Here is a 23,717-nt window from a genome sequence, read left to right as displayed (position 1 = left end):
AGGAGATGGAAATCAAATGACCGAAACGACCCCCAAGGCGAAAAAGGCCAAAACGACCGCGAAGCCGCGCGCCGCGAAGGCATCGGTGAAGACCGCCAAGGCCGCCCCCAAGGCCGCGGCGAAGAACCCGATTGAAGTGGCGTCCGGCATTATCGTGACGCTGGCCCGCACCAACTTCGAAGAGTCGGTCGAGGCCGCCCGCGCCACAATGAAGGCCGGCAGCATCAAGACCGCAGTGGAACTCCAGAACGAACTCGTTCGCGCCACCATCAAGCGGAACATCGATGCCGCGCGCGAGCTTAATGAGCTGACCGTGACGGCCGTGCGCGAGGCCGTGAGCCCCTACGCCGCGAAGTTCACCGAAGCTTTCGAGAAGCTCCGCGCCGCGTAATTTCCGCGCGAAGCTCCATGCGACCGAGTCTGTTGAGTATCGTTGCGTAAGCAAAAGCCCGGCCCCTGAAAAGGGTGCCGGGCTTCTTGTTTGTTGGGGAAAGGGTGTGTCGCGCCTACACCGCTTCGCGCGTGGCCGCGCGTGCGGCGAGGCGCTGGCGCAGCGACAAAACCGGCTCGCGGCCGTCGGTTGCCGGTTGATAGGAATGAGAAAAGACGCCGACGCTTTCAGCCCATATTTCCGGCGTGATATTGTCAGCGACCTCAAGCGCATCGAAGCCGCAGCGAACCATGAAATGAAACTGATCGCGCAGCACATTGCCGACCGCGCGAACCTCGCCCTTGTAGCCATGGCGTTCGCGCAGGAGGCGCGCATAGGAATAGGCGCGGCCATTGCGATACACCGGAAATTCGAGCGCGACCACTGCGAGCTTGTCGAGATCGTCCGCGATGGCGGAAGGCTCCTGACCGCTCTTCAGGCGCACGCCGAGCGGCGTGTTGCGCGCGGTCAGCGCGTCGCGGTCCTTCTGCCACCGCTCAAGGCTGACAATGACGGCCCCTTCCGGCAGGATATCCTCGTCGCCGACAGCAGCGAAGTCGTCCGCAACAAACTTCCCGTTCCTAATGAGTTGCATAGAGGCTCTCCTTGAACGGTTCGATTCCGGTGCGGCGATAAGTGTCGATGAAGCGTTCGCCGGGTTGCCGCAGGCCGAGATAGGTCGTGACGATCGTCTCGATCGCATCGACGATCTGCTCCTCGGTGAAGGCCGGGCCGACAATGTCGCCGATGGCGGTCTTCTCGTCGGCCGCGCCGCCCAGCGTCACCTGATAATATTCGACGCCCTTCTTGTCGACGCCGAGAATGCCGATATGGCCGACATGATGGTGGCCGCAGGCATTGATGCAGCCCGACGTGTTGATCTTCAACTCGCCGATATCATGTTGGCGATTGAGGTCGCTGAAGCGCTCCGAGATCTGCTGCGCCAGCGGGATCGAACGCGCATTGGCGAGCGCGCAATAGTCGAGGCCGGGGCAAGCGATCTGGTCGGTAATGAGATTGATATTGGCAGTTGCGAGACCGGCAGCCTTCAGCGCCGCATGGACGGCGGGCAGATCTTTCTTGCGTACATCGGCCAGCGTCAGGTTCTGCTCATGTGTGACGCGCAACTCGTCGAAACTGTATTTCTCGGCGATGTCGGCAACCGCGTCCATCTGGTCCGACGAGCAGTCGCCCGGCGTGCCGCCGATGGGCTTCAGCGAGATATTGACGATCGCATAGCCGGGCACCCTGTGCGCGGCGATATTGGATTTCACCCAGTTGGCAAAATCCGGATCGGCGAGGACGGCCTTGTTGAGTTCGGTGCTTTCGTCGGGCAGCGTTTCATAAGCGGGCGATGCAAAATAAGCTTGGATGCGCGCCACTTCCTCGGCCGGCAGATGCAAAGCGCCGGTCTTGCGGATTTCGGCGAATTCGGCATCCACCTGCCGCTTCATTTCCTCCGCGCCGATCTCATGCACCAGGATCTTGATGCGCGCCTTGTAGATATTGTCGCGCCGTCCATACATGTTGTAGACGCGCATGACCGCCTCGAGATAGGCCAGCAAATCCTCTTTGGGAACAAAGTCGGCGATCTTCTTGCCGATCATCGGCGTCCGGCCGAGCCCGCCGCCGACATAGACCTCGTAGCCGATTTTGCCCTTGCCATTCCGCACGATCTGGATGCCGATATCGTGCACGCGGATCGCGGCGCGGTCGTCCGGCGTGCCGGAAACGGCAATCTTGAACTTGCGCGGCAGGAACGAGAATTCCGGGTGAAATGTCGACCACTGGCGGATGATTTCCGAAACGATGCGCGGATCCTCGATCTCGTCTTTCGCCGCGCCCGCATATTGATCCGACGTCACGTTGCGGATGCAGTTGCCCGAGGTCTGGATCGCATGCATCTCGACGGTTGCGAGGTCGTGCAGGACATCGGGCATGTCCTTCAGGGCCGGCCAGTTGTATTGGAGGTTCTGTCGCGTCGTGAAATGCCCGTAGCCGCGGTCATATTTGCGGCCGATATGGGCGAGCATGCGCAGTTGCTTCGACGACAATGTGCCATAGGGGATGGCAACACGCAGCATATAGGCGTGAAGCTGCAGGTAGACGCCGTTCATCAGCCGCAGCGGCTTGAACTCGTCCTCCGTCAGCTCGCCCGAGAGCCGCCGCGCAACTTGCCCGCGAAACTGCGCGACACGCTCGTTGACGAGCTGGTGGTCGAATTCATCGTAGCGATACATCTGTAAACCTTTGCCTCTCGCGGGTTCGTGCGCTCAGCGATGAACGCCCGGCAGCTCCGCCTGCTTGCCGAGATCGAGGCGCACGGTCGGGCCCGCCTGACGGATGGTTTCGCGCACGCTGGCGGCGCGAATGCCGTTTTCGTTGTGCGTCACTTCGAAGAGATACGGCTCGACCACGATATTACCGTCGACCGTGGCTTGCGCGCGGCCGAGCAACGCCTCGCCGGCCTCCTTGCCTTCGGTCACATCGGCGTCTTGCAACGACTCCGACCAGCGGTTGTCGGCTGTCAGATAGACGACGATGCCATCGGCGAGGCGGTTGGCCGTGAGCGCCTGAAACTGCGCTCCCTTGCGGCTGTGCTGGGCCATGTCGGACGCTCCTTGAGGCTTCTGGCGCGCTGCCTCGGCGTTGCCTTCGCCCGATCGCGGGCAGGCAGCACCGGCTGCGCGAAGCCGTTCCTAACTACCCGGTAACATGGGATTTTTGCTAAAGATCGTCAATAGAAGTGTAGAACGTTATTATTCACAATAAAAAAAGGTAAATATGAATAACTGGCGGATTTCCGACGTTTCGCTGCGTCTCTCAGAACTCGCGGCGGACAGCGCTCTCATGCCAGCGCCGGAGCAACAGATGTTCGGCCCAGGTCAGACTGAAGAAAATGGCGATGCCGAGCCCCGAAAGCAGGAAAAGCGCGGCAAACATGCGCGGGATGTCGAGCCGGTATCCGGCCTCGACGATGCGCCAGGCAAGGCCGGTACCGGTACCCGAGCCGGCGACGAATTCGGCCACCACGGCGCCGATCAGCGCCAGGCCGCCTGAAATCTTCATGCCGGCCAGAATGTAGGGCAGTGCCGAGGGCAATTGCAGCTCGGTCAGAACCTGCCAGCGGCCGGCCCCATAGAGCCGGAAGAGATCGCGCAGATTGTGATCGGCGGAGCGCAGGCCCAGCGTCGTGTTGGAGAGGATCGGAAAGAAGGCGACAATCCAGGCAAGGATCAGCAGCGCCAGTTCGATGCGGTCATAGCCGACCCAGATCAGAATGAGCGGCGCGATGGCAACGACGGGCGTCACCTGCAGTATGACCGCGTAGGGAAAGAGCGCCATCTCGATGCGACGGCTCTGCGAAAACAGGATGGCAAGGCCGATGCCCCCGACAATGGCGAGCAGAAACGCCGCCAGCGTCACGCGCAACGTCACCCAGAGCGACGCCATCAGTGAGCCGAAATTGAGAACGAGGCTGGTCCATATGGCACTCGGCGCCGGCAGCACGAATGGCGGCACATTGCCGAGCCGCACCAAGGCCTCCCAGATTGCGATAAAGACAACGCCGACAAGCACCGGCACGACGACACGCATCGCGCGCGGCAGAGCCTTGTCCTCGCCATTCATGTCGCAACCCCCTCGCGCAACGCGGCGCTGACAGCGGCGCAGTGATCGACATAGTCATGTGAGCGGCGGAACGCTGGCCCGCGCGGGTGTGGTGCATCGATCACGACTTCGCCGAGAATGCGTCCCGGCCGCGCGCCCATCACCAGCACGCGCTCGGAGAGATAGACGGATTCGTAAATGCTGTGCGTCACGAAGATCACGGTCCAGCGCTGGCTGCGCCAGAGTTCCAGCAGATCGTCGTCGAGCTTTTCGCGGGTGAATTCGTCGAGTGCCGCAAACGGTTCGTCCATCAGCAGCACCGGCGGCTGGGTCACCAGCGCGCGCGCCAGCGACACCCGCATCTTCATGCCGCCCGAAAGCTCGCGTGGAAAGGCGCCGGCAAAGTCGGCAAGCCCGACACGCGCAAGCGCCTCCATCAGTTGCGGCCGCGCCTTGTCGCGTGCGATGCCGCGGAGTTTCAGCGGCAGGAACACATTGTCGAGAACGGAGGCCCAGGGCATCAGCGTTGCGTCCTGAAAGACGAATCCGACATCGGCAGGTCGCGCGCCGTCGGTTGTGTGCCAGCGAACGTCGCCCGCGCTCGGGCCGATCAATCCAGCGACGATCCTGAGCAGCGTGCTCTTGCCGCAGCCCGAAGGCCCGACCAGAGAAACGAAATCGCCCTGCTTGATTGTGGCATCGACACCTGCCAGCGCTACTGTGCCGTTGCCATAGGTCTTGGCAACACCGGTGAGCGTGACGAGAGGAGGCCGTGTTGGCGCGTCGGCTTCGGTCATGCGCAGGCGGCCGCCTTTCTCATTCGCCGGTCAGTTGCCTTTTGAGATCCGCCCCCTCGCCCTGATTGACGAATTCGAGCGTATAGGCGCTGTGAACGTCGAGTTCCGCCGAATAGACACCGGCCCTCACCATCGTGAGATAAAATTCCTTCCAGCGCGCCTCGGTCATGGCGCCGACGCCGAGCGTCAGCGTGTCGCCGGAATCGACGATGCCGTATTGCTTCATCATCGAAATCGCATTGGCGATGACATCGTCCGTCATCTCGGGATTGTCGCGTTTGATCAGCGCATTGCCGGGCGCCGGATCGCCATAGAGGTAACTTACCCATCCGCGGATGCTGGCGTCTACAAATGCCTGCACAACCTCCGGCCGTTCGGCGATCATCCGGTCGGCGGCGAGAACGACGGCGGCGTAGCCCGGATAACCATAGTCCGACAGCAGAAATACCTGCGGTTCGATGCCGGTTTCCTTTCGGATCATATAGGGCTCCGACGACAGATAACCTTGTTGGATCGCCTGTGGGTCGGTCAGGAACGGTGCGAGGTTGAATGTGTATTTGCGGATCTGACTGTCGTCGAAATTGTACTTTGCTTTCAGCCACTGCCAGAACGCACTGACGGTCGCATCGGACACCATGATCGGCATGCCCTTCATGTCGGCGATCGAGTTCACGTCGTCGCGGGGATGGGCAATGAAGACCTGCGGGTCCTTCTGAAAGGTGGCCATCACGGCCTTGGCGCCGGCACCAGCCGCGACGATGTTGAGCGGAATGAAATTGTTGGAGCCGATGCCGAAATCAACCGAATGCGCGGCCAGCAATTGCGGGACGTTGATACCCGGGCCGCCCTGTACCAGCGTTATGTCGAGCCCGGCCTCGGCGTAATAGCCGTTGGCCTGCGCCTGATAGAAGCCGCCATGTTCGGCCTGGGCTTTCCAGTCGGTCGCGAAGGTGATGCGGGTGAGCCCATTGTCCGGCCGGCTGCCGGATCCGATCGCCAGCACGATGACAAGGGCAACCGCAACCGCTGCCGCACCAGCGATCAAAATCAGATTCCGGTTCATGGAGGCCTCCCCGTGGGACGCGCGGCAGCGCGCGTGAACGGGGCGATGGTATCAGCGGGAAACTCGGAGGGCTACCGCGCGAAATGGGGGTCAGGTCGGGTCAGAGCGGCTCGCAACGGGATTGCCGGCGCAGGGCATCGACCTCGGGCCGTGCCGCGTCGGAAGCGATCAGCGACCGGAAAAGAATGATGCCGCGGCTCGACGGCGCGATGACGACCGGCGTGTCATTGCCGCTCTTCGCCGTATCGTCGGTTGCCAGTATGATCTCTATCCTGCCGGCCTTCGTTTGACGGTCGTTGACGACGAAGAAATTGTCGGTGTTGGAAGCAAACATCGACAGCGACCAATAGGTGTCGGGCACAGGCGACGTGATACGCAGCGGCCGGGCACCGATGTCGTAGACGCAGGCCGTATAGAGGAGATCGGGGCTTGGACGGACAATGCCGCGCGAAGCCGCCGTCACCGGATCGGGGTAGACTGCCTTGTTGACGCCGCCAGCCTGCGCGGCGATACCGGCCATGGCACGGTCCATGATGCCGTAGGGCAAGGCAAATATGGTCAGGATATGCAAGACCGCGGCAAGCACGATAGTGCCGGCGATCCATATGGGCCATGTCTTCATGATGGGCATGCCTCCCCGGCGATGCGCGGCAGCTCGATCCTCGACGGATCGCGCGCTGCGTCCTCATTCGGATTGTAAAGTCTAAGCGTCAGCGTGAACGTCCCTTCCTTCTCGCCCGTCGGTATCCAGTTGCCATCGGCGGCCGCCGGACCGACGAAAATGACGAAACTTCCGTCATCCTCGCGCGCCAATGTGTTGCCGCCAAAGGAATAGCGGTCCTGCGGATTGGGTATCAGGAAGTGGTCGGCGCCATAGGCCGTGATGCTCCACCAGCGCGCTGGCGGATCGGTACCGATGATCCTGTAGGCACATCGGGTCCGCAGCGGCGCACCCGCATCGTCGGTCGCGGCGGTGAAATAGATGGTTTCGCTGCGGCTGAGCGCCAGAAGTCCACCGATGGCTATACGGGCACGCGTGTAGGGATCGGCATCGGCCGAGCCTGTTTCCGCACTCGTTGTCCACGGGCCGACGGCGATCGCTCCGCCAAGTCCGGCACCGCCGCGCAGGAGCAGCAGCGCCGAGCCGACGCCCAGAACGAGCGCGACGACAAAAGATGCCAGAAGCTTCAGGACGAGCTTCAATGATCCCCCACCCGGATCCTCCTGGACCCGAAACCGACAGGCGTATCGCTTCGCCGTACCCCCCCCGCGAATCGAGACGCCAGCTATCCAAACTTGTGCCGGCGCAACAGTCAAAGGGATTGTGGATAGCTGGTTAACCGTCAGGTGCCCGCCAGCGCTTCGCGCTTCAATTCGAGTTCCAGCCAGCGTTCCTCGGCCTCGGCGAGTTCAGCCTTGAGGGCGTCATGGCGCGCCGTCGTCTTGTGAAATTCATCGGCATTGCGCGTGTAAAGGCTTGCATCTGCGAGCTTTTTCTCAAGTTCGGCAATCTCTTGCGCCAATTGCGGCATTTTTTCCTGCAACCCCTCCAGCGCGCGTGCGTCCTTGTAGCTGAGCTTGGAAGTTGGCCGCGAGCGGTCGGACCGGGACGCCTGGACCGGGCGGCCAGATGCTGCTTTGACCGCCGCGTTCTTTTCATGCCGGGACTGGGACAGGTAGTCCGAATAGCCGCCGGGATACTCCACAGCGCTGCCGCTGCCGTCCAGGGCGACGACGGAGGTGACGACGCGGTCGAGAAAGTCACGATCGTGACTGACCAGCAAAACCGTTCCGTCGTAATCGGCCAACATCTCCTGCAGCAGATCGAGCGTTTCCATGTCGAGATCGTTGGTCGGTTCGTCGAGAATGAGAAGGTTCGACGGCTTCGCGAGCGCCTGCGCCAGCAACAACCGGCATTGCTCACCGCCGGAGAGTGCTTTCACGGGCTGGCGCGCTTGCGACTCGCGAAACAGAAAATCCTTGAGATAGGAAACGACGTGGCGCGGCCGTCCGCGCACCAGCACCTGGTCGCCACCGCCCTCGCAAAGCGTCTGCCAGAGGGTTGCATCCGGATCGAGCGCCGCGCGTGTCTGGTCGACATAAACGGGCGTGAGGTTCGTGCCGAGGCGTATGGTGCCGCTATCGGGCTTGAGCGCGCCGGTCAAAATCTTCAGAAGCGTTGTCTTGCCCGCGCCGTTGGGTCCGATCAGGCCGACTTTGTCGCCTCGCATGATGCGTGTCGAAAAATCGCGGACAGTGACACGCTCGCTGCCGTTGGTCTGCGGCCAGCTCTTTGAAATAGCGGTCGCCTCGACAACCAGTGAACCGGAGGCCGCCCCGCTATCTGCCACCAGTTCCACGCGACCGGTCTGGCCGACCCGCCGCGCGCGATCGGCGCGCATCGAGTGGAGACGGCGCAGCCGTCCTTGATTGCGTGTACGCCGCGCTGAAATGCCTTCGCGCGACCATTGCGTTTCCTGTTCGATCAAACGGTCGAGCTTGTGTGCGACCGTTTCCTCCTCGGCGAGAATCTGGTCCGACCAGACATCGAAGGCGGAGAAGCCCTTGTCGAGCCGGCGGATGGCGCCACGATCGAGCCAGAGACAACCTGCCGTGAGACGACGGAGAAAGGCACGGTCATGGCTGATCAGGACGAAGGCGCCACGAAATTGCGACAGCGTCTCTTCGAGCCATTCGATTGAAGGCAAATCGAGATGGTTGGTCGGTTCGTCGAGAAGCAGAATATCGGGCTCCTCGGCAAGCACGCGCGCCAGCGCGGCCTTGCGTCCCTCACCGCCCGAAAGGGTCGATGGAACGGCGGCGGGCGAGAGCTTCAGCTCATCAAGTGCGGCCAGTGCTTTGTGCGGTTCGGCGCCGCCGGCTGTTGCATAGTCGAGCACACTCGGCGCGCCGCCAAAGTCCGGCATCTGTTCGAGATAGGCAATGCGCGTACCAGGCTGCCGGAAAATCTCACCGCCGTCGGGCTCGACAAGGCCGGCCGCGATCCGCAACAAGGTCGACTTGCCGGAGCCGTTCCGTCCGACCAGGCACAGACGGTCGCCCGCAGCCAGCGCAAAGCTGGCGCCTGCGATCAACACCTGATCGGCGAAGGCGACGCGAATATCGCGAAGGGCAAGAAGTGGCGGAGCCAATCTGGAAATCTCTGCGTGTTGGTGACAATGGGCCTGTATGGCGCATCGGGCGATCCGAAGCAAATGCGGTTCTAGCGCTTGCCGCCCAGCGTTTCGCCGCCGCGGCGGAAGCCCCGGCCCCAATCGGTCGAGCCGCCTTCGAGTTTCGGTGCGGCCGCGAAGAGGTCGCCAAGTTCGACGAAAAATCCGCTCGGCGCGCTGGTGGCGGTCCTGATCGTGGTGTCGCGGAAGCGCACGGCGCCGGGCAGGGGCGCCGCCAGCTGTCCTTGTTGTGCGGCGGTCATGTAGGCCTTCCAGGCGCTCGCGGCAACATTGCCGCCGGCCGCGCCGTCTGTCGGCGAATTGTCGTCATTGCCGAACCAGACGCCGGCCGTTTCGTTACCGGTGTAGCCGATGAACCAGGCGTCGCGGTTATCCTGGCTGGTGCCGGTTTTTCCGGCAGCGAGCCGGCCGCCGATCTGCGCGCCGCGGCCCGTACCGTCCGTCATCACGTTGTAGAGCATGTACGTCATGTCATGCGCATGCTCCGGCTTGGTCGCCTGCGTGACCTCGGGTGTATGCGTGTAGACCACGTCGCCATTCTCGGCGACGATTTCGAAAATGCCGTAGGGAGCGGCTCTCCGGCCCTCGTTCCCGAATACCGAATAGGCCGATGTCAGCTCCAGCACCGTCACTTCGGAACTGCCGAGCACGACGGACAGGTTGCGCGGCAGCGGCCGTTCGAGACCGAGTCGTCGCGCCGCATCGCCGATCCGGTCCATGCCGACCTTGTCGCCAACCTGCACGGCGATTGTGTTGATCGATTGCGCCAGTGCGGTGGCAAGGCTGACCGTCCCCCAGTCACGCGCCGCTACATTGCGCGGCATCCAGCCGCCCATCGACACGGCTTCGTCCGTAATCGGACTGTCCGGCGTATAGCCGGCTTCGAGCGCCGCCAGATAGACGATGGGTTTGAACGCCGAACCCGGTTGCCGCAGCGCCTGTGTCGCGCGGTTGAACTGGCTTTCGAGATAGGACTGGCCGCCGACCATTGCGAGCACCGCGCCGTCGGGTCCGAGAGCGACAAGCGCCCCTTGCGACACGTGGCGTTCGGTCCCGGCGCCCGCGAGCGTTTGCTTGATCGCCGCATCGGCCGCTTTCTGCCGGCGGGGATCGAGCGTTGTGCGAATGGTGTAACGCCCGGTCGTATCCGGTATCATGGCCGTTGCCTGACCGGCGACCCAGTCGACGAAATATTCCTGACCTTCGGCCTGCCCGCGGATAACGACATCGGCTGGATTGGCGCGCGCACCGGCGACCTCCTGGGAAGTCAGCGTGCCTGAACTGACAAGCCGGTCGAGCACCTGTCCGGCGCGGGCGCGGGCCCGTTCGAGATCGTTGGTGGGTGCAAAGCGGCTCGGTGCTTTCGGCAGGCCGGCGAGGATCGCGGCTTCGGCCAGCGAAACTTCGCGCACCGATTTGCCATAGTAGTAGCGCGCCGCTGCATCCATGCCGTAATTGCCGGCACCCATATAGATGCGATTGAGATAGAGCGTCAGGATTTCGGCCTTGGTCAGATTGTTCTCGAGCCAGAGCGTGATCAGCGCTTCTTGTGCCTTGCGCATCACCGTACGTCTGTTGTCGAGATAGAGGTTCTTCGCCACCTGTTGTGTGATGGTCGACCCGCCTTCGACGAAGTCGAGTGCTTTGAGGTTGGACCACATAGCGCGCGCGATGCCGCGCGGATCAAAACCGTTGTGTTCGTAGAATCGGCGATCCTCGGTCGCGAGCACCGCCATGATCAGATAGGGCGGCAATTCGCCGAGCGGCACCGTGGGCGCGGTGCGCCGGCCGCGGCTTCCGATCTCGTCGCCATTGGCATCGAGCACCGTCAGCATCAGCGTTTCATCGGGCCCGGCATCAATCACGCGTTGCAGGTCGGGCAGCGTTCGCGAAACAAGAAGAAAGGCGCCGACAAACAGCGCCGTCAGAACGAAGGATGAGGTGGCAAGGATACCAGGACGCCAGCGCCGTTTGGCACGCGGGCGGTCGTCGTCATTCCCGTCCGGCGGCTCCGGCAGGTCGTGCAGCGGCGCGCGCTGTTGCTGCGCGCGCATCGGATAGGGATCGTGGTCGTCCTGCGACACGGTTAACTGCCTCGATAGCTACACGTCCGGCGTGAACCGGACAGGGGTTTCATGCGAGCCTTGTGCCAGCCCCGACTGCACCGAAACGAGACTGGATCAACTTTGTGCAGGGAATAGGGCGGTATCGCGGCGATGCGAGGGCAGGAAAACCACGACTTTGCGGAACCGCTTGACGGCGGACGCGGCGCGCGCTTCTGTCCCGGAATGAGCGGCACCGGCGAACCCTTCTGGCGCGTGAAGCGCCTTGACGAAATGAACCGCGAGGAGTGGGAGAGCCTTTGCGACGGTTGCGCGAAGTGCTGCCTGACCAAGCTCGAGGACGAGGACACCGGCGCGATCGAATATACCGACATCGCCTGCCGGCTGCTCGACGCGGAGACCTGCCGCTGCTCGGACTATCCGAACCGCTCGGTGCGCGTGCCGGACTGTGTGACGCTGACGCCGAAAAACCTCGAAGATATCGACTGGATGCCGCCTTCCTGCGCCTACAAGCTGTTGAAGGAAGGCAAGGATCTGCCCTGGTGGCACCCGCTGGTTTCGGGCGAATACGAGGCGGTGCGGCTGGCCGGAATGTCCGTCCACGGACGGTTCCTCTACGAGGACGAGGTCGACCTGGAAGACCTCGAGGACCGCATCGTCGACTGGCCCCTGATGCCACCCGAGTGACAGCGGAAATGGCAGCGGACCCCCCCCCTCTGTCACAAAACTGTCAAAAAACTGTCACAAACCCTAGGCGCAGATCGCCCGAAATGCTAAAGGCTCTCCCCGGCCGATCCGCCCGGATGCGGCGGGCGAATCGGGGGAGCCGGATTTGGCGAAGAGCGCACTCGACAAGGACCTGAAAAAGGTCGTCAGCCTCGAAGAGGCGACCTATGCGCTGTCGCGCTCGATCGCGGCGCCGGGCCTTGCCCTGATTTTCCTGCTGGCGGTCTTTCTTTTCATGGCCGGTCTGGCGCCGGTCGGACCGCTCAGCATCTTCGTGATCGCCGGTGGCGTCATCGCCGGCTACATGGCGCTCAATATCGGCGCCAACGACGTCGCCAACAATATGGGACCGGCGGTCGGCAGCCGCGCGCTGCCTCTGGCGGCCGCGCTGGTCATCGCCGCGATCTGCGAGGCGGCGGGTGCGATCCTGGCGGGCGGCGATGTCGTCAACACGATCTCGCGCAATATCGTCAGGCCCGCCGAAGCGCTCGATGTGCTCGACTTCGTGATGCTGATGGTGGCGTCTCTCCTTGCCGCCGGTATGTGGCTGCATCTGGCGACCTTCCTCAACGCACCCGTCTCGACGACGCATTCGATCGTCGGCGGCGTGGTCGGCGCCGGCATCGCGGCGGCCGGCATGGCGGCGATCAACTGGTCGATGATGGGCGCCATCGCGGCGAGCTGGGTGATCTCGCCGCTGATGGGCGGCATCATCGCGGCGGCCCTGCTCGGCTTCATCAAATGGACGGTGCTGTTTCGCGACGACGACAGGATCGAGGCGGCCAAGCGCTGGGTGCCGGTGATGATCGGTCTGATGGCCGGCACCTTCGCGATGTATCTGGCGCTGAAAGGTTTCTCGCGCGTCTGGAAGCCCGATGCGCTGACGGTCTGGATGCTGGGTGCGGCGGGTTTTGCGGCCGGCTGGTGGCTGACCCGCCCCTGGGTCGCGCGCCGCGCGATGCTGATCGAAAACCGCCGCAAGCATGTGGCGAAACTTTTCACGCTGCCACTGATCTTCGCCGCCGCGCTGCTTTCATTTGCGCATGGCGCCAACGACGTGGCCAATGCCGTCGGCCCGCTGGCGGCCATCGTGGCGGCTGCCGAATCCGGCGCGGCCGCGCCCGACAAGGTGGTGCTGCCGCTCTGGGTGCTGCTGATCGGTGCCATGGGCATCGCGCTCGGCCTGGCGCTGTTCGGCCCGCGCCTGATCCGCACGGTGGGCGAGAAAATCACCAAGATGGACGCGGTGCGCGCCTTCTGCGTCGCGCTGGCCGCCGCCATCACCGTGCTGATCGCCTCGGCGATGGGACTGCCGGTGTCCTCGACCCATATCGCGATCGGCGGCGTTTTCGGCGTCGGCTTCCTGCGCGAGTACCTGGCCAATATCGGTTTGAACGCCGATGCGCCGAAGAAGAAAGTGCATCCCGGCGACCCCGACACGCTGAACAAGACGCCCGAAGAAGCGATCCGCAGGCAGATCAAACGCGAGACGCGAAGACTGGTGCGGCGGCGGCATGTGCTGACGATCGCCGCTGCCTGGGTCATTACCGTGCCGGCGGCGGGCCTGCTCGCGGGCGGTATCTATGTGGTGCTGAAGCTCACGATGGCCTGAGGCGCGGCCGCTACGGCTGCCCGCGCAGCATCAGCGCCAGCTCGGCAAGCCGCGGTTCGGAGAGCAGCTTCTTCGCTTCGGTCAGCGAGGCCCAGTGACGACGGCGCTGACGCTTTTCGGGCCAGTCGTCATGCTGCTGCATGACGCGCAAGGGGTAGAGGTCGACCTCGATCTGGAGCGGGCGCAAGCCGCGCCGCTTGAAGCTGCCATAGCTGCCGAGCGGCGCCGGCGATATCTCGCCCTCGACGCCGGCTTCCTCGAAGGCCTCGCGCGCCGCGGCTTCGGCCGGCGTCAGCCCCTCGATCAGACCGCCCTTCGGAAAAATCCAGCGCCCGGTGCGCCGCGAGGTGACCAGCAGCACCGCCACCTTGCCGTCGATCACCGCATAGGGGATCGCGCCGACCTGGCGCTGCGGCGCGCTGCGCGTGTGGCGGCGCAACGTGTAGCGAAGAGCGATGATATAGCGGCGCAGCATGGGAACTCCGGGTTGAGGCGGGGCGAGCATAGCCGAGTCGGGGGCGGTTGGGGCGGTTTCTCGAAGGGAAGGGGTTTGCACGCAGAGACGCAGAGGTGCCGCGGGTGGCGCGAAAGCAGCGTTATTTGTGCCGACTTCCCAGTTGCGTCACGGCCCGGCTTGTCCGGGCCGTCCACGTCTTTCTTTTCCTGTGGAACGAAGACGTGGATGGCCCGCATAAAGCGGGCCATGACGATTTTTTTTGAGGGAGACAAAAAATTGCGTCTCAAAAGATATCCCCAGTTGTCAGCGGCCCGCTCGATCCCCACTTAGGTTCTATCTCCAGAATTGCATCCGGACAGAGCATGGCGACGAAGCGCAAGGAAGCGCCGGCGGCGGCGAAACCGCGCGCGGTGAAGAAGCCCGCGCCGAAGAAACCCGCGGCGAAGAAGGTAGCCGCGCCGAAAAAGACGGCGAAGAAGGAGGCTGCGCCCGAGGCGCCGCTGTGCAAGCCGGACGATGCGGGCATCGACTGGGACCGCATCCGCGCCGATTACGAGATCGGGGCGAAGGCGTTGAAGGTCATCGCGCAGGAACACGGCATCAACTGGCAGAAGATCACGACCCGCGCGACACGCGACGGCTGGCCGAAGCGGGCCGAGGTGAGGACGGAGCGCCGGCCGCGCACGGGCGGCGCGCTGCCGGTCGATGCCGAGGCGCTGGCCGGAAGGCTGATCAAGCTGATCGCGCGCGAGATCGCCGATGTCGAGGCGCAGCGCAAGGTGACGCGCGACGAGGCGCTGGGCGAGCGGCAGGCGCGGCGGCTGGCCTCGCTGGTGCGTTCGGCCGACAAGCTCCATGAAATCGAACAGGCGGCACGGCAGGCGAAAAAGAATGACCCTGAAAGCGACCGAGAAAGACAGATCGCGGAGGAAGACCGTGTTTACGCCGAGCTTCAATCTCGATTCGCTCGCTATTTCGCCTTTGTGGATCAGAAGCGACTTCGCCCGGACGCTAGCGAAGCAGGAGACATGGATACTCAATAGCCTCTGGCGCTTCTGGGCCCGCGAAGACCAGCTTGCCCCCGATGGCGACTGGACGACCTGGCTGATGCTGGGCGGACGCGGCGCCGGCAAGACGCGGGCCGGCGCCGAATGGGTGACGGAGGAAGTCCGCCGCCGCCGCGCCGGCCGCATCGCGCTGGTCGGCGAGACGCTTTCGGATGTGCGCGAAGTGATGATCGACGGGCCGTCCGGCCTGCGCGCGGTGGCGAAGCCCGGCATGCGGCCGCGCTATGAAGTGTCGCGCAAGCGGCTTTTGTGGCCGAACGGCGCGGTGGCTTATGTGTTTTCGGCCGGCGAGCCCGAAAGCCTGCGCGGGCCGCAATTCGATGCGGCATGGGGCGACGAGCTGGCGAAATGGCGCCACGCCGAAGCGGCCTGGGACATGCTGCAATTCGGGCTGCGGCTCGGCGCGCGCCCGCTCCAGGTGATGACGACGACGCCAAGGCCGGTGCCGCTGGTCAAGCGCCTGATCGCCGATCCGTCAACGGCGGTGACGCGGGCCACGACGGCGGCGAACGGCATCAATCTCGCCGACGGTTTCCTGCGCAATGTGATGGCGCGCTATGCCGGCACGCGGCTCGGGCGGCAGGAACTCGACGCCGAACTGATCGAGGACAATCCGGACGCGCTGTGGACGCGCGAGACGATCGAGCGGAGCCGCTTGCGCGGCGCGCGCGATTTCATCCGCGTCGTGGTGGCGGTCGATCCGCCGGCCTCGAGCGGCGCCGGCGCCGATGAATGCGGCATTGTCTGCGTCGGCCTCGGGCCCGATGGAAGGGCCTATGTCATCGACGACCGCTCGATGGGAAGGCTCTCGCCGCTCGCCTGGGCCAAGCGCGTGGCGGGGTGCTTCCGCGCGCATGAGGCCGACCGGATTGTGGCCGAAGCCAATAATGGCGGCGAGATGGTCGCCCAGGTGATGCGCCAGGAAATGCCCGAGGCGCCGATCCGCCTTGTGCATGCAACGCGCGGCAAACGCCTGCGCGCCGAGCCGGTGGCGGCGTTGTATGAACGCGGGCTGGTGCATCATGTCGGCGCCTTTGCGAAACTCGAAGACCAGATGTGCGACTGGACGCCGGGCGCAAAGAGCCCCGACCGCCTCGACGCGCTGGTCTGGGCGCTGACCGAGCTGATGCTGTCGGGCGAGGCCGGCGAGCCGAAGCTGCGGCGGTTGTGAGGAAGGTGGCACGCGGAGGCGCGCAGAACTCGAAACGGAACCAAAAATTGACCTTGTAACTGCTTGATTTTCCTCGCGTATCAATAAGTTATTGAATCTGCAGGGAATTCGGCCTAAATCTTTGCACTACAGGCTATGGATGGGGAACTGGGGGGCTTGGTTTTAATGCTTCCCAGGGTAGCAAAATGTCTGACGAATTCTCTGTGACGATAAGCGCGGTCGTGTTTCCCGACGGTGACTATTGGGTTGTGCAGGGCATCGAGCACGATATCTGCGCGCAAGGACGCACGATTAAAGACGCGTGTCAGGCGTTTGAAGAGGCCGTTTGTGCGAACGCGATGATTGGCTTGGCCCAAGGCGTCTCGCCGCTTGACGACATAGCCCCCGCCCCGGAGAAATACCGGCGCATGTTCGAGCACGCTTCCATGAGTATGACTGCGACGCAACTGGAGCCGACGTGTCTTCCTCTATCTCAGCAGGGAGAGGCTCGGCCATTCATTCCGGTTCTTCGGTTGTTTGAAAACTCGACGGAGAACGGCAACGTATCCGCGTATGCCTGAGCAAGCCTGTGCACCGTCAAAGGGGGGACGTTGGCTGAGCCATTTGGCGTCCGCCCGACGCTAGCGGAACTCATAGACGAGCTGGAGACCCTGGGTTGTTCCATCATCGACCTCTCCGAGGCGATGTATGGGCCGCGCGGTCCAATAAAAGTCAGATACGTAAAGAACCCCGCGACCGGCGGCCACTGCACGTTGCCGAACATCCCTATGGATGAACGTGTGACCATCCCTATGATCGAGAGCATCGAACGAAGACTTGGCGTAAAGACCCGCTTCACGCGCTGACCAAAGCCAGCGTGACCTTCGTTCAGCGCTCAGCGCTCAGCGGTTGTGGAAGGGAAGGAAGAAGAAGGACTCACGCGGAGACGCGGAGAAGGAAGAAAGAAAAGTTCACGCGAAGGCGCGAAGACGCGAAGAAGTGAAGGAAGAATTGTTCACGCAGAGGCGCAGAGACGCAGAGGGGTCATGATGCGGCGCTTGTGCATCAGATCATCGCCTCCGTCGCTTTTTCTTGCCGGGCTTCGCCCGGCAAAGGAAATCAGGCGAAAGGAAACGTGAACCGGCCGCACACACCGTCCCCTCTGCGCCTCTGCGTGCCAAATCTTTCTTCGCCGTCCTAAATCAACAAGATCGTCATTGCGAGGAGCGCAAGCGACGAAGCAACCCAGAAGCGACGAGCACCGCGTTTGCCGCTTCTGGGTTGCTTCGCGTTCGGGGTTCGAAAAGGTCCACCGGACCTTTTCGTTTGCTTGCGCAAAGCACCCCTCACCTCGCAATGACGAAGAGTTTTTGATTTCCGTTGCGGCACATCAGGAGCAAATTCATGGCCGACCTGCTGCAAAAACTTGCGCGGCTGATGCGGCCGCGCGCGGACGCGCGTGAAGCGAAGCGGTCGCGCGTGGCGCCGGCGATTGCCTTTCACACGCTGGGGCGGCCGGTCTGGACGCCGCGGGATTATGCGGCGCTGGCCGATGAGGGGTTTCAGCGCAATGCGGTCGCCTATCGCTGCGTGCGGGCAATCGCCGAGGCGGCTGCGAGTGTGCCCTGGCTGCTCTACGAGGGCGCGCGCGAGCTCGACGCGCATCCGTTGCTGACGCTGCTGGAGCGCCCGAATGCGGCGCAGGCGGGACCCGACCTCTTCGAGAGCTGGTTCGGCTTCCTGCAGGTTTCGGGCAATGCCTATCTCGAACAGGTGGCGGTGGACGGCACGCCCCGCGAGCTGCATGTGCTGCGGCCCGACCGCATGAAAGTGGTGCCGGGGGCGTCGGGCTGGCCGGAGGCTTATGAGTACTCCGTCAACGGACGGGTGGTGACGATCCCCTGCGATGCGGGCGCCGGCGAAAACCCGGTGCTGCATATGCGGCTCTTCCATCCGCTTGACGATCATTACGGGCTCAGTCCGCTCGAAGCGGCGGCCTGCGCCATCGACATCCACAATGCCGCCGGCGGCTGGAACAAGGCGCTGCTCGACAACGCCGCGCGGCCTTCGGGCGCGCTGGTTTACAAGGGCGGCGAGGCGGGCGCCAATCTGAGCGAGGACCAGTTCGAACGGCTGAAGCGCGAGCTGGCCGAAAATTATGCAGGCCCCGCCAATGCCGGCCGGCCGCTGCTGCTCGAAGGCGGCCTGGACTGGAAACCGATGGGGCTTAGCCCTAAGGACATGGATTTCATCGCGGCGAAGAACGCCGCCGCGCGCGACATCGCGCTTGCCTTCGGCGTGCCGCCGATGCTGCTCGGCATTCCGGGCGACAACACCTATGCCAATTACCGCGAGGCCAACCGCGCCTTCTGGCGGGGAACGGTGCTGCCGCTCATCGGCCGCACGGCACGCGCGCTGACGCGCTGGCTCGCCCCGCATTACGAAGGCGGCGCGAAGCTGCGCCTCTGGTACGACGCCGATGCGATCGAGGCGCTGTCGTCGGAACGCGAGGCGCTGTGGGCGCGGGTCGGCGGCGCCGGGTTCCTCAGCGATGCGGAGAAACGCGAGGCGGTGGGGTATGGGGGAGACAGAAAATCCGTAAGCTGACAGAAAGTCAGCTTGTCGGCGGCGAAGGCGGCACTATAGAGTAACCATAATCGTCGCGCCGCCTGGATTGTGCCGGTATTTGACCAGACGCCGCTTTTTGAAGTGGAGGGGACGGTGACTGAGACGCCGGAGCGAATTTGGGGCGTGCCGGCCCCGGTGGTCGGCGGATTGCTGATGTTGGTCGTGGTGACGCTTAGCGCCGTCTTCATTTGGCAAAGCTACGCGCAACTGCATCGTATCGAAGACAAGGTGGACAAACTTTGGGTTGGTACAGAACAGACAGCAACATTTGAGAAATTGGATCCTGTCGGCAAGTGTGCAGCCGTCCTTGCATATCTCGACCTTGAAGTGATCAAAATGCGGCACAACCGGACAGTCGTTGCGCTGCAAAGCCGGACATGGATGAAATTTCTGACCTCGATGTTTGGCGCCGTGTTGGTAACGCTCGGGGCAATATTTGTTTTGGGTCAAGTGTCGGCCCCGCATTTTCGAGCTCACGTCGAAGGGAGGGGGGTAAATGTCGCTCTGGCTTCGGCCTCGCCCGGATTGGTTATAGTCGTCATTGGTGCCGGATTGCTCGTTGCGAGCATGATTGTTCATCACGAGGTGTCGCAGACCGATCAAGCACTGTTTATCGAAGGTAGAATTGACCCGAATGACAGTTCTGGACGCCGCTAGCCCAACAATCCACCCGCTCGTCGTTCGCTGACCAGGAGGCGACAGATGAAAATCTTCTGGATCGTGGCTTTGGCATTGGTGTCGTTGTTCGCTTCAGGTCGAATCGCGTGGGCGCAGGACACGGCGGCCATTGAGAAATGCTCGAAAGAGATATCGGCGTTCCAAAGGGGTTACTGCACCGCGTGTCATGATGTTGGCGGGGAGTATGAATCTCTAGGGGACGGTCGTCGAACGTTCAGCCATAACTGCAGTATGCCCGAAATTTCTAATCCAAGAACGACGTTTCAGATTGCGACGGGCGGGAAAAAAGGAGTCGGCGTCAATCGGGATTTGGATGTTCTTGAGTGGAAAGATCCGACCCAATTTTTTAATACAGCGCCTAACTGTGTGGGCGATCTATCGAACACCCCATTTCCTCAATGGTGGAATCAACCGGGCATGCCGATAGGTGCTCCTGGCGGACGATAACGACGATGCGTACGATAGTCAGGCCGCCTCAACCGGCCTTCGTCTTCTGCACGTGATTGAGGACGACGACCAGCGCGACGACGCCGAAGACCATGAAGACGAAGCTGATGCCGGTGCCGCGCATCGCATGGGAGACGTAGAGCAGCATCACCGCGATGGCGGCGCCGAAGCCGGCATGGGGCGAAATACTGTAGCCCTTGATGGTGAAGAGCGACGGTACGGCGAGCCCACGGGCGCGCGATTTCTTCTCGGTCCAGATCAGCAGCATCGGCGCGCAGGCAAGCGCCATGCCCATGGCGAGGATCATCCATTCATCGGGGGTCATGCGGGGGTCTGTCTCCGGCGGGGATGGCGATGGAGGCAGCATACATGAACGGCGACGAAAAACACTGGCATCTCGACCGGCGGGTGCCGATCGCGGTGATCGTGACGCTGCTGCTGCAATCGGCGGCGGCGCTGGTCTGGGCCGGCTCGGCCGCCGAGCGCCTGACGACGCTGGAGACGCGCGCGGCGCGGATCGACGAAATGGTCGAGCGCACGGCCAGGCTCGAGGAGCGCGCGAAGGGCGTGACCGCGTCGCTGGCAAGGATCGAGGCGCGGTTGGAGAGGTAGAGGGTGGATGATGTTGCGTCCTTACCCACATCCCTCAGTTCGTCATGGCCCGATTTATTCGGGCCATCCACGTCTTTCGGGGGTTGGCTGCTTGACTTTGTAGGGTCGGAGCGGGAGCCTCGCTGCGGGCTGATTGCTGCAATGGGGGAAGCGCAATGCTGAATCGCTCTGGATTGGTAATCGTGTTGGCCGCCATTCATATTCAGGCGTGCGCGCAGGTCGAGCACAAAAACACAATTGCGCAGCCTGTCGATCAAGTTCTGAGAGCCGGAATTGGCGACGCAATAGTCACGATCAACTCTGAAAAGAGTTTGCCGAACGCTTTTGGGCGGGCTGACCTGTTTGGACGCACGACCCCAACGGGATTGATCACGGTACAATATCTGGGAACTGACGGGACGAACGCGAAATTTGTCCGTCGCGCGGTGGATATCAATACCGGCGCAACAACGATGAACAGTTCGCCTATCGTTATTCCCAATACGCAAACAACGACAACGAGCGGGTACATCGGGACGACGCCCGTTGCCGCGACTTCAACGACCTATGGGCCACCGACCGTCATTCCGGCGAATCCACCTGCGGCGCAGGTCATGCCGCAAGCAGAGGTCGTTTTCCTGGTCGATCTATCGAAGGAAAGAGAGTTTGTTGTCAGCGGAAAGCTTATCGAAGTGATAGATGCAACACCGAGTTCAATAACCTATCGAATTCGCTAGCCCGTTGAGAGAAAGACGTGGATGGCCCGCATAAAGCGGGCCATGACGTTTTTGAGTGATGAATGAACCAAGGCGCCTCCCCGAGGCGCCTTTTTTGTTGCCTGAACGACAACCCCCGAAACCATCCGACAACGGAGGAAGCGCGTGAGCGAGGCGGAACGTATAGGTGCGGCCGAGCGGAAGTCGGCGCGGTTCGAGGCGAAGAATGTCCGGCCCGACGGGAGTTTCGAGGGCTATGCGAGCGTGTTCGGCGCCGAGGATCTCGGCCGCGATATCGTGATGCCGGGGGCCTTCCGGGCCTCGCTGGCGCGGCGCGGGCCGAAGGGCGTCAAGCTCCTTTACCAGCATGATGCGGGCGAGGTGATCGGCGTCTGGAGCGAGATCCGCGAGGACGCGCGCGGGCTTTTCGTGCGCGGGCGGCTGCTGGCCGATGTGACGCGGGCCCGCGAGGTGCTGGCGCTGATGCGGGCGGGCGCCGTCGACGGCTTGTCGATCGGCTATCACGTGGTGCGGGCCGAGAAGGACGGCAAACGCGGCGCGCGCCGCCTGATCGAGCTCGACCTCTGGGAAATCTCGGTCGTGACTTTTCCGATGCTGCCGGCGGCGCGGATCAGCGCCGTCAAGCGCCTGCCGCCGCCCGACGCGGCGCTGGTCCGCGCCCTGCGCGCGGCGGCGCGAATTTTCCGAAGCTGACGTTTCACCCCCCGAACGGAGACGATCCATGTCCCACTGGAACGACGATCTGCCGCGCATCGGCGCGGCGCTGAAGGAAGCCGAAAGCAAAAGCGCCGAAGCACCGGCGGCGCCCGCCGCCACGGAAGTGCGCGAGGCGATGGACGAGCTGATGTCGTCCTTCGAGGCTTTCAAGGAAGCGAATGACGAACGCCTGGGCGATATCGAGCGCAAGCTCGCCGCCGATCCGCTGACCGAAGAAAAGCTCGCCCGCCTCGACAGCGCGCTCGACCGGCAGACCAAGAAGGTCGAGGCGCTGGCGCTGGCGGCCCAACGCCCCGAACTCGGCGGCGAACGCGCCGGGCCGGCCGCTTTGCGCGAACACAAGGCCGCCTTCGAGACTTACGTCCGCAAGGGCGAGGCGCATCAGCTGCGCGGGCTCGAGGCGAAGGCGCTTTCGGCGCAGTCCGATCCCGATGGCGGCTATCTGGTGCCGGCCGAAACCGAGCGCGCGATCGAGCGGCTGGTGTCGGAGGCCTCGCCGATCCGCGCCATTGCCGGCATCCGCAAGATCGGCGCGGCGAGCTTCAAGAAGCCCTTTGCGACCGGCGGCGCGCAGACGGGCTGGGTCGGCGAAACCGAAGCGCGGCCGCAGACCGCGACGCCGACGCTCAGCGAAATCGAGTTTCCGGCGATGGAGCTTTATGCGATGCCGGCGGCGACGCCGACGCTCTTGGACGACGCGGCGGTCAATATCGACCAGTGGCTGGCCGAGGAAGTGCAGACGGCCTTTGTCGAACAGGAGGGCGCGGCCTTCATCCATGGCGACGGCGTCAAAAAGCCGCGCGGCTTTCTCGATTACGACCAGGTCGCTGACGGCGCCTGGGAATGGGGCAAGCTCGGCTTCATTACGACGGGGAGCGCCGGCGCCTTTCCGGCGTCCAACCCGGCCGACAGGCTGATCGATCTCGTCTATGCGCTGAAATCGGGCTACCGCGCCGGCGGCCGCTTCGTGATGAACCGCACGACCCAGGCGGTGATCCGCAAGTTCAAGGATGGCGACGGCAATTATCTCTGGCAGCCGGCGCTGGCGGCCGGCCAGCCGCCGACGCTGCTCAATTATCCGGTGACGGAAGCCGAAGAGATGCCGTCGATCGGCGCCGATGAAACGGCAATCGCCTTTGGCGATTTCCGCCGCGGCTATCTGATCGTCGACCGGCTCGGCGTGCGCGTGTTGCGCGATCCCTACAGCGCCAAACCCTATGTGCTGTTCTACACCACCAAGCGCGTCGGCGGCGGGGTGCAGAATTTCGAGGCGATCAAGCTGTTGAAGTTCGCGGCTTGAGGAGGGAACGATGCGCGACATTCACAACAATATCGCCACGGTGCAGACGCTCGACCCGGCCGTCACCACGATTTCGCGCTATGGCGCGCCGGTCGACCGCCGCGGCTTTGCGGCGGTCGAACACATCGTCTGTATCGGCACGACGGGCGAGACGCTGTCGCCGGCGCTTTCGATCGCCTGCGCGATCGAGGTTTCGGAAAATGGCGGCGACTGGCAGCCGGTGACGGCGGCGCATGAGGTGCTGGGCGGGACGCCGGACGAAAACGGCGTCTTCGCCACCATCGACGATGTGGCCGGCGACCAGCGCGACTACCGCATCGGCTATGTCGGCCCGGCGCGCTACAGCCGCGTCGCGGTGGTGCTGACCGGCACGCATGAAGAGGGCACGCCGATTGCCGCGCTGGCGCTGCTCGCCCATGCGCATCTGAAGCCGGTGTGAGGGCGCGCGCTC

Annotated in this window: 26 protein-coding genes; 14 read left to right on the top strand and 12 right to left on the bottom strand. The window is 63.4% G+C overall.

Going from position 1 to position 23,717, the window contains the following annotated elements; all coding sequences use genetic code 11:
• The first annotated feature begins 16 nt into the window (after positions 1-16).
• The gene (locus Q7V31_RS06375) at positions 17-391 is read left to right on the top strand and encodes a phasin family protein (RefSeq protein ID WP_304733190.1); all 375 of its coding nucleotides are present in this window, start codon (positions 17-19) and stop codon (positions 389-391) included.
• 115 nt (positions 392-506) lie between these two features.
• Here Q7V31_RS06375 and Q7V31_RS06370 read toward each other — a convergent pair whose 3' ends face one another.
• The 10 genes from Q7V31_RS06370 to Q7V31_RS06325 form a co-directional block, all read right to left on the bottom strand.
• A complete protein-coding gene (locus tag Q7V31_RS06370; RefSeq protein WP_304733189.1) occupies positions 507-1,025 on the bottom strand; it encodes a DUF934 domain-containing protein in 519 nt (172 codons plus the stop codon).
• Positions 1,012-2,670, bottom strand: a complete 1,659-nt coding sequence (locus Q7V31_RS06365) for a nitrite/sulfite reductase (protein ID WP_304733188.1) — start codon at positions 2,668-2,670, stop codon at positions 1,012-1,014. Before Q7V31_RS06365 ends, Q7V31_RS06370 begins: the two co-directional genes overlap by 14 nt.
• Before the next feature lie 33 nt (positions 2,671-2,703).
• Complete coding sequence (locus Q7V31_RS06360; protein WP_304733187.1) at positions 2,704-3,039, bottom strand: DUF2849 domain-containing protein; 336 nt, start codon at positions 3,037-3,039, stop codon at positions 2,704-2,706.
• A 214-nt stretch (positions 3,040-3,253) separates the two neighbouring features.
• Positions 3,254-4,060: an ABC transporter permease gene (locus Q7V31_RS06355; protein WP_304733186.1), complete on the bottom strand. Its 807-nt coding sequence runs from the start codon at positions 4,058-4,060 to the stop codon at positions 3,254-3,256.
• Positions 4,057-4,836, bottom strand: coding sequence for an ABC transporter ATP-binding protein (locus Q7V31_RS06350; RefSeq protein WP_304733185.1), 780 nt, complete (start codon positions 4,834-4,836; stop codon positions 4,057-4,059). Before Q7V31_RS06350 ends, Q7V31_RS06355 begins: the two co-directional genes overlap by 4 nt.
• A gap of 19 nt (positions 4,837-4,855) precedes the next feature.
• Positions 4,856-5,899: an ABC transporter substrate-binding protein gene (locus Q7V31_RS06345; RefSeq protein WP_304733184.1), complete on the bottom strand. Its 1,044-nt coding sequence runs from the start codon at positions 5,897-5,899 to the stop codon at positions 4,856-4,858.
• 100 nt (positions 5,900-5,999) lie between these two features.
• Positions 6,000-6,530 carry a DUF1254 domain-containing protein gene (locus Q7V31_RS06340; RefSeq protein WP_304733183.1) on the bottom strand — a complete coding sequence of 177 codons (531 nt, stop codon included), beginning with the start codon at positions 6,528-6,530 and terminating at the stop codon, positions 6,000-6,002.
• Positions 6,518-7,102: a DUF1214 domain-containing protein gene (locus Q7V31_RS06335; protein ID WP_304733182.1), complete on the bottom strand. Its 585-nt coding sequence runs from the start codon at positions 7,100-7,102 to the stop codon at positions 6,518-6,520. The genes Q7V31_RS06340 and Q7V31_RS06335 overlap by 13 nt, the downstream gene beginning before the upstream one ends.
• A 140-nt stretch (positions 7,103-7,242) precedes the next feature.
• Complete coding sequence (locus Q7V31_RS06330) at positions 7,243-9,051, bottom strand: ABC-F family ATP-binding cassette domain-containing protein (protein WP_304733181.1); 1,809 nt, start codon at positions 9,049-9,051, stop codon at positions 7,243-7,245.
• 71 nt (positions 9,052-9,122) lie between these two features.
• Positions 9,123-11,177 (bottom strand): transglycosylase domain-containing protein, encoded by a 2,055-nt coding sequence (locus Q7V31_RS06325; RefSeq protein WP_304733180.1) that lies wholly within the window; start codon positions 11,175-11,177, stop codon positions 9,123-9,125.
• Between the two features lie 204 nt (positions 11,178-11,381).
• Here Q7V31_RS06325 and Q7V31_RS06320 point away from each other — a divergent pair, with 204 nt between their 5' ends.
• Together Q7V31_RS06320 and Q7V31_RS06315 are read left to right on the top strand one after the other, a co-directional pair.
• The gene (locus tag Q7V31_RS06320; protein ID WP_304733951.1) at positions 11,382-11,843 is read left to right on the top strand and encodes a YcgN family cysteine cluster protein; all 462 of its coding nucleotides are present in this window, start codon (positions 11,382-11,384) and stop codon (positions 11,841-11,843) included.
• A gap of 145 nt (positions 11,844-11,988) precedes the next feature.
• Positions 11,989-13,494: an inorganic phosphate transporter gene (locus tag Q7V31_RS06315; RefSeq protein WP_304733179.1), complete on the top strand. Its 1,506-nt coding sequence runs from the start codon at positions 11,989-11,991 to the stop codon at positions 13,492-13,494.
• Positions 13,495-13,504: 10 nt separating this feature from the next.
• On the opposite strand, the gene Q7V31_RS06310 is transcribed toward Q7V31_RS06315, so the two are convergent.
• On the bottom strand, positions 13,505-13,969 hold the full coding sequence (locus Q7V31_RS06310; RefSeq protein ID WP_304733178.1) for an NUDIX hydrolase: 465 nt from the start codon (positions 13,967-13,969) through the stop codon (positions 13,505-13,507).
• 344 nt (positions 13,970-14,313) lie between these two features.
• Between Q7V31_RS06310 and Q7V31_RS06305 the strand changes: the two genes are divergently transcribed.
• The 6 genes from Q7V31_RS06305 to Q7V31_RS06280 all read left to right on the top strand — a co-directional run bounded on the left by Q7V31_RS06305 (position 14,314) and on the right by Q7V31_RS06280 (position 19,921).
• Positions 14,314-14,994 carry a hypothetical protein gene (locus Q7V31_RS06305; RefSeq protein WP_304733177.1) on the top strand — a complete coding sequence of 227 codons (681 nt, stop codon included), beginning with the start codon at positions 14,314-14,316 and terminating at the stop codon, positions 14,992-14,994.
• On the top strand, positions 14,888-16,189 hold the full coding sequence (locus Q7V31_RS06300; RefSeq protein WP_304733176.1) for a DNA-packaging protein: 1,302 nt from the start codon (positions 14,888-14,890) through the stop codon (positions 16,187-16,189). Before Q7V31_RS06305 ends, Q7V31_RS06300 begins: the two co-directional genes overlap by 107 nt.
• 185 nt (positions 16,190-16,374) lie before the next feature.
• Complete coding sequence (locus Q7V31_RS06295) at positions 16,375-16,749, top strand: hypothetical protein (protein WP_304733175.1); 375 nt, start codon at positions 16,375-16,377, stop codon at positions 16,747-16,749.
• A gap of 823 nt (positions 16,750-17,572) precedes the next feature.
• A complete protein-coding gene (locus Q7V31_RS06290; RefSeq protein ID WP_304733174.1) occupies positions 17,573-18,775 on the top strand; it encodes a phage portal protein in 1,203 nt (400 codons plus the stop codon).
• Positions 18,776-18,889: 114 nt separating this feature from the next.
• The gene (locus Q7V31_RS06285; protein WP_304733173.1) at positions 18,890-19,453 is read left to right on the top strand and encodes a hypothetical protein; all 564 of its coding nucleotides are present in this window, start codon (positions 18,890-18,892) and stop codon (positions 19,451-19,453) included.
• Positions 19,454-19,498: 45 nt separating this feature from the next.
• A complete protein-coding gene (locus Q7V31_RS06280; protein ID WP_304733172.1) occupies positions 19,499-19,921 on the top strand; it encodes a hypothetical protein in 423 nt (140 codons plus the stop codon).
• A 28-nt stretch (positions 19,922-19,949) separates the two neighbouring features.
• Here the strand turns inward: Q7V31_RS06280 and Q7V31_RS06275 are convergent, their stop codons facing one another.
• Positions 19,950-20,246, bottom strand: coding sequence for a hypothetical protein (locus Q7V31_RS06275; protein ID WP_304733171.1), 297 nt, complete (start codon positions 20,244-20,246; stop codon positions 19,950-19,952).
• A gap of 44 nt (positions 20,247-20,290) precedes the next feature.
• Between Q7V31_RS06275 and Q7V31_RS06270 the strand changes: the two genes are divergently transcribed.
• The 5 genes from Q7V31_RS06270 (at position 20,291) to Q7V31_RS06250 (ending at position 23,705) form a co-directional block, all read left to right on the top strand.
• Positions 20,291-20,533: a hypothetical protein gene (locus Q7V31_RS06270; RefSeq protein ID WP_304733170.1), complete on the top strand. Its 243-nt coding sequence runs from the start codon at positions 20,291-20,293 to the stop codon at positions 20,531-20,533.
• 155 nt (positions 20,534-20,688) lie between these two features.
• On the top strand, positions 20,689-21,249 hold the full coding sequence (locus tag Q7V31_RS06265) for a hypothetical protein (protein ID WP_304733169.1): 561 nt from the start codon (positions 20,689-20,691) through the stop codon (positions 21,247-21,249).
• Positions 21,250-21,393: 144 nt separating this feature from the next.
• A complete protein-coding gene (locus tag Q7V31_RS06260; protein WP_370690633.1) occupies positions 21,394-21,942 on the top strand; it encodes an HK97 family phage prohead protease in 549 nt (182 codons plus the stop codon).
• A 28-nt stretch (positions 21,943-21,970) separates the two neighbouring features.
• Positions 21,971-23,266, top strand: a complete 1,296-nt coding sequence (locus Q7V31_RS06255; protein ID WP_304733168.1) for a phage major capsid protein — start codon at positions 21,971-21,973, stop codon at positions 23,264-23,266.
• A 10-nt stretch (positions 23,267-23,276) separates the two neighbouring features.
• The gene (locus Q7V31_RS06250; RefSeq protein ID WP_304733166.1) at positions 23,277-23,705 is read left to right on the top strand and encodes a hypothetical protein; all 429 of its coding nucleotides are present in this window, start codon (positions 23,277-23,279) and stop codon (positions 23,703-23,705) included.
• Positions 23,706-23,717: the final 12 nt, after the last annotated feature.

Origin of the sequence: Parvibaculum sp., assembly GCF_030651915.1 — a bacterium.
Classification (GTDB): Bacteria; Pseudomonadota; Alphaproteobacteria; order Parvibaculales; family Parvibaculaceae; genus Parvibaculum.
The sequence above is the reverse complement of the archived record's forward strand: the minus strand, read 5'-3'. Positions and strand labels throughout refer to the sequence as shown.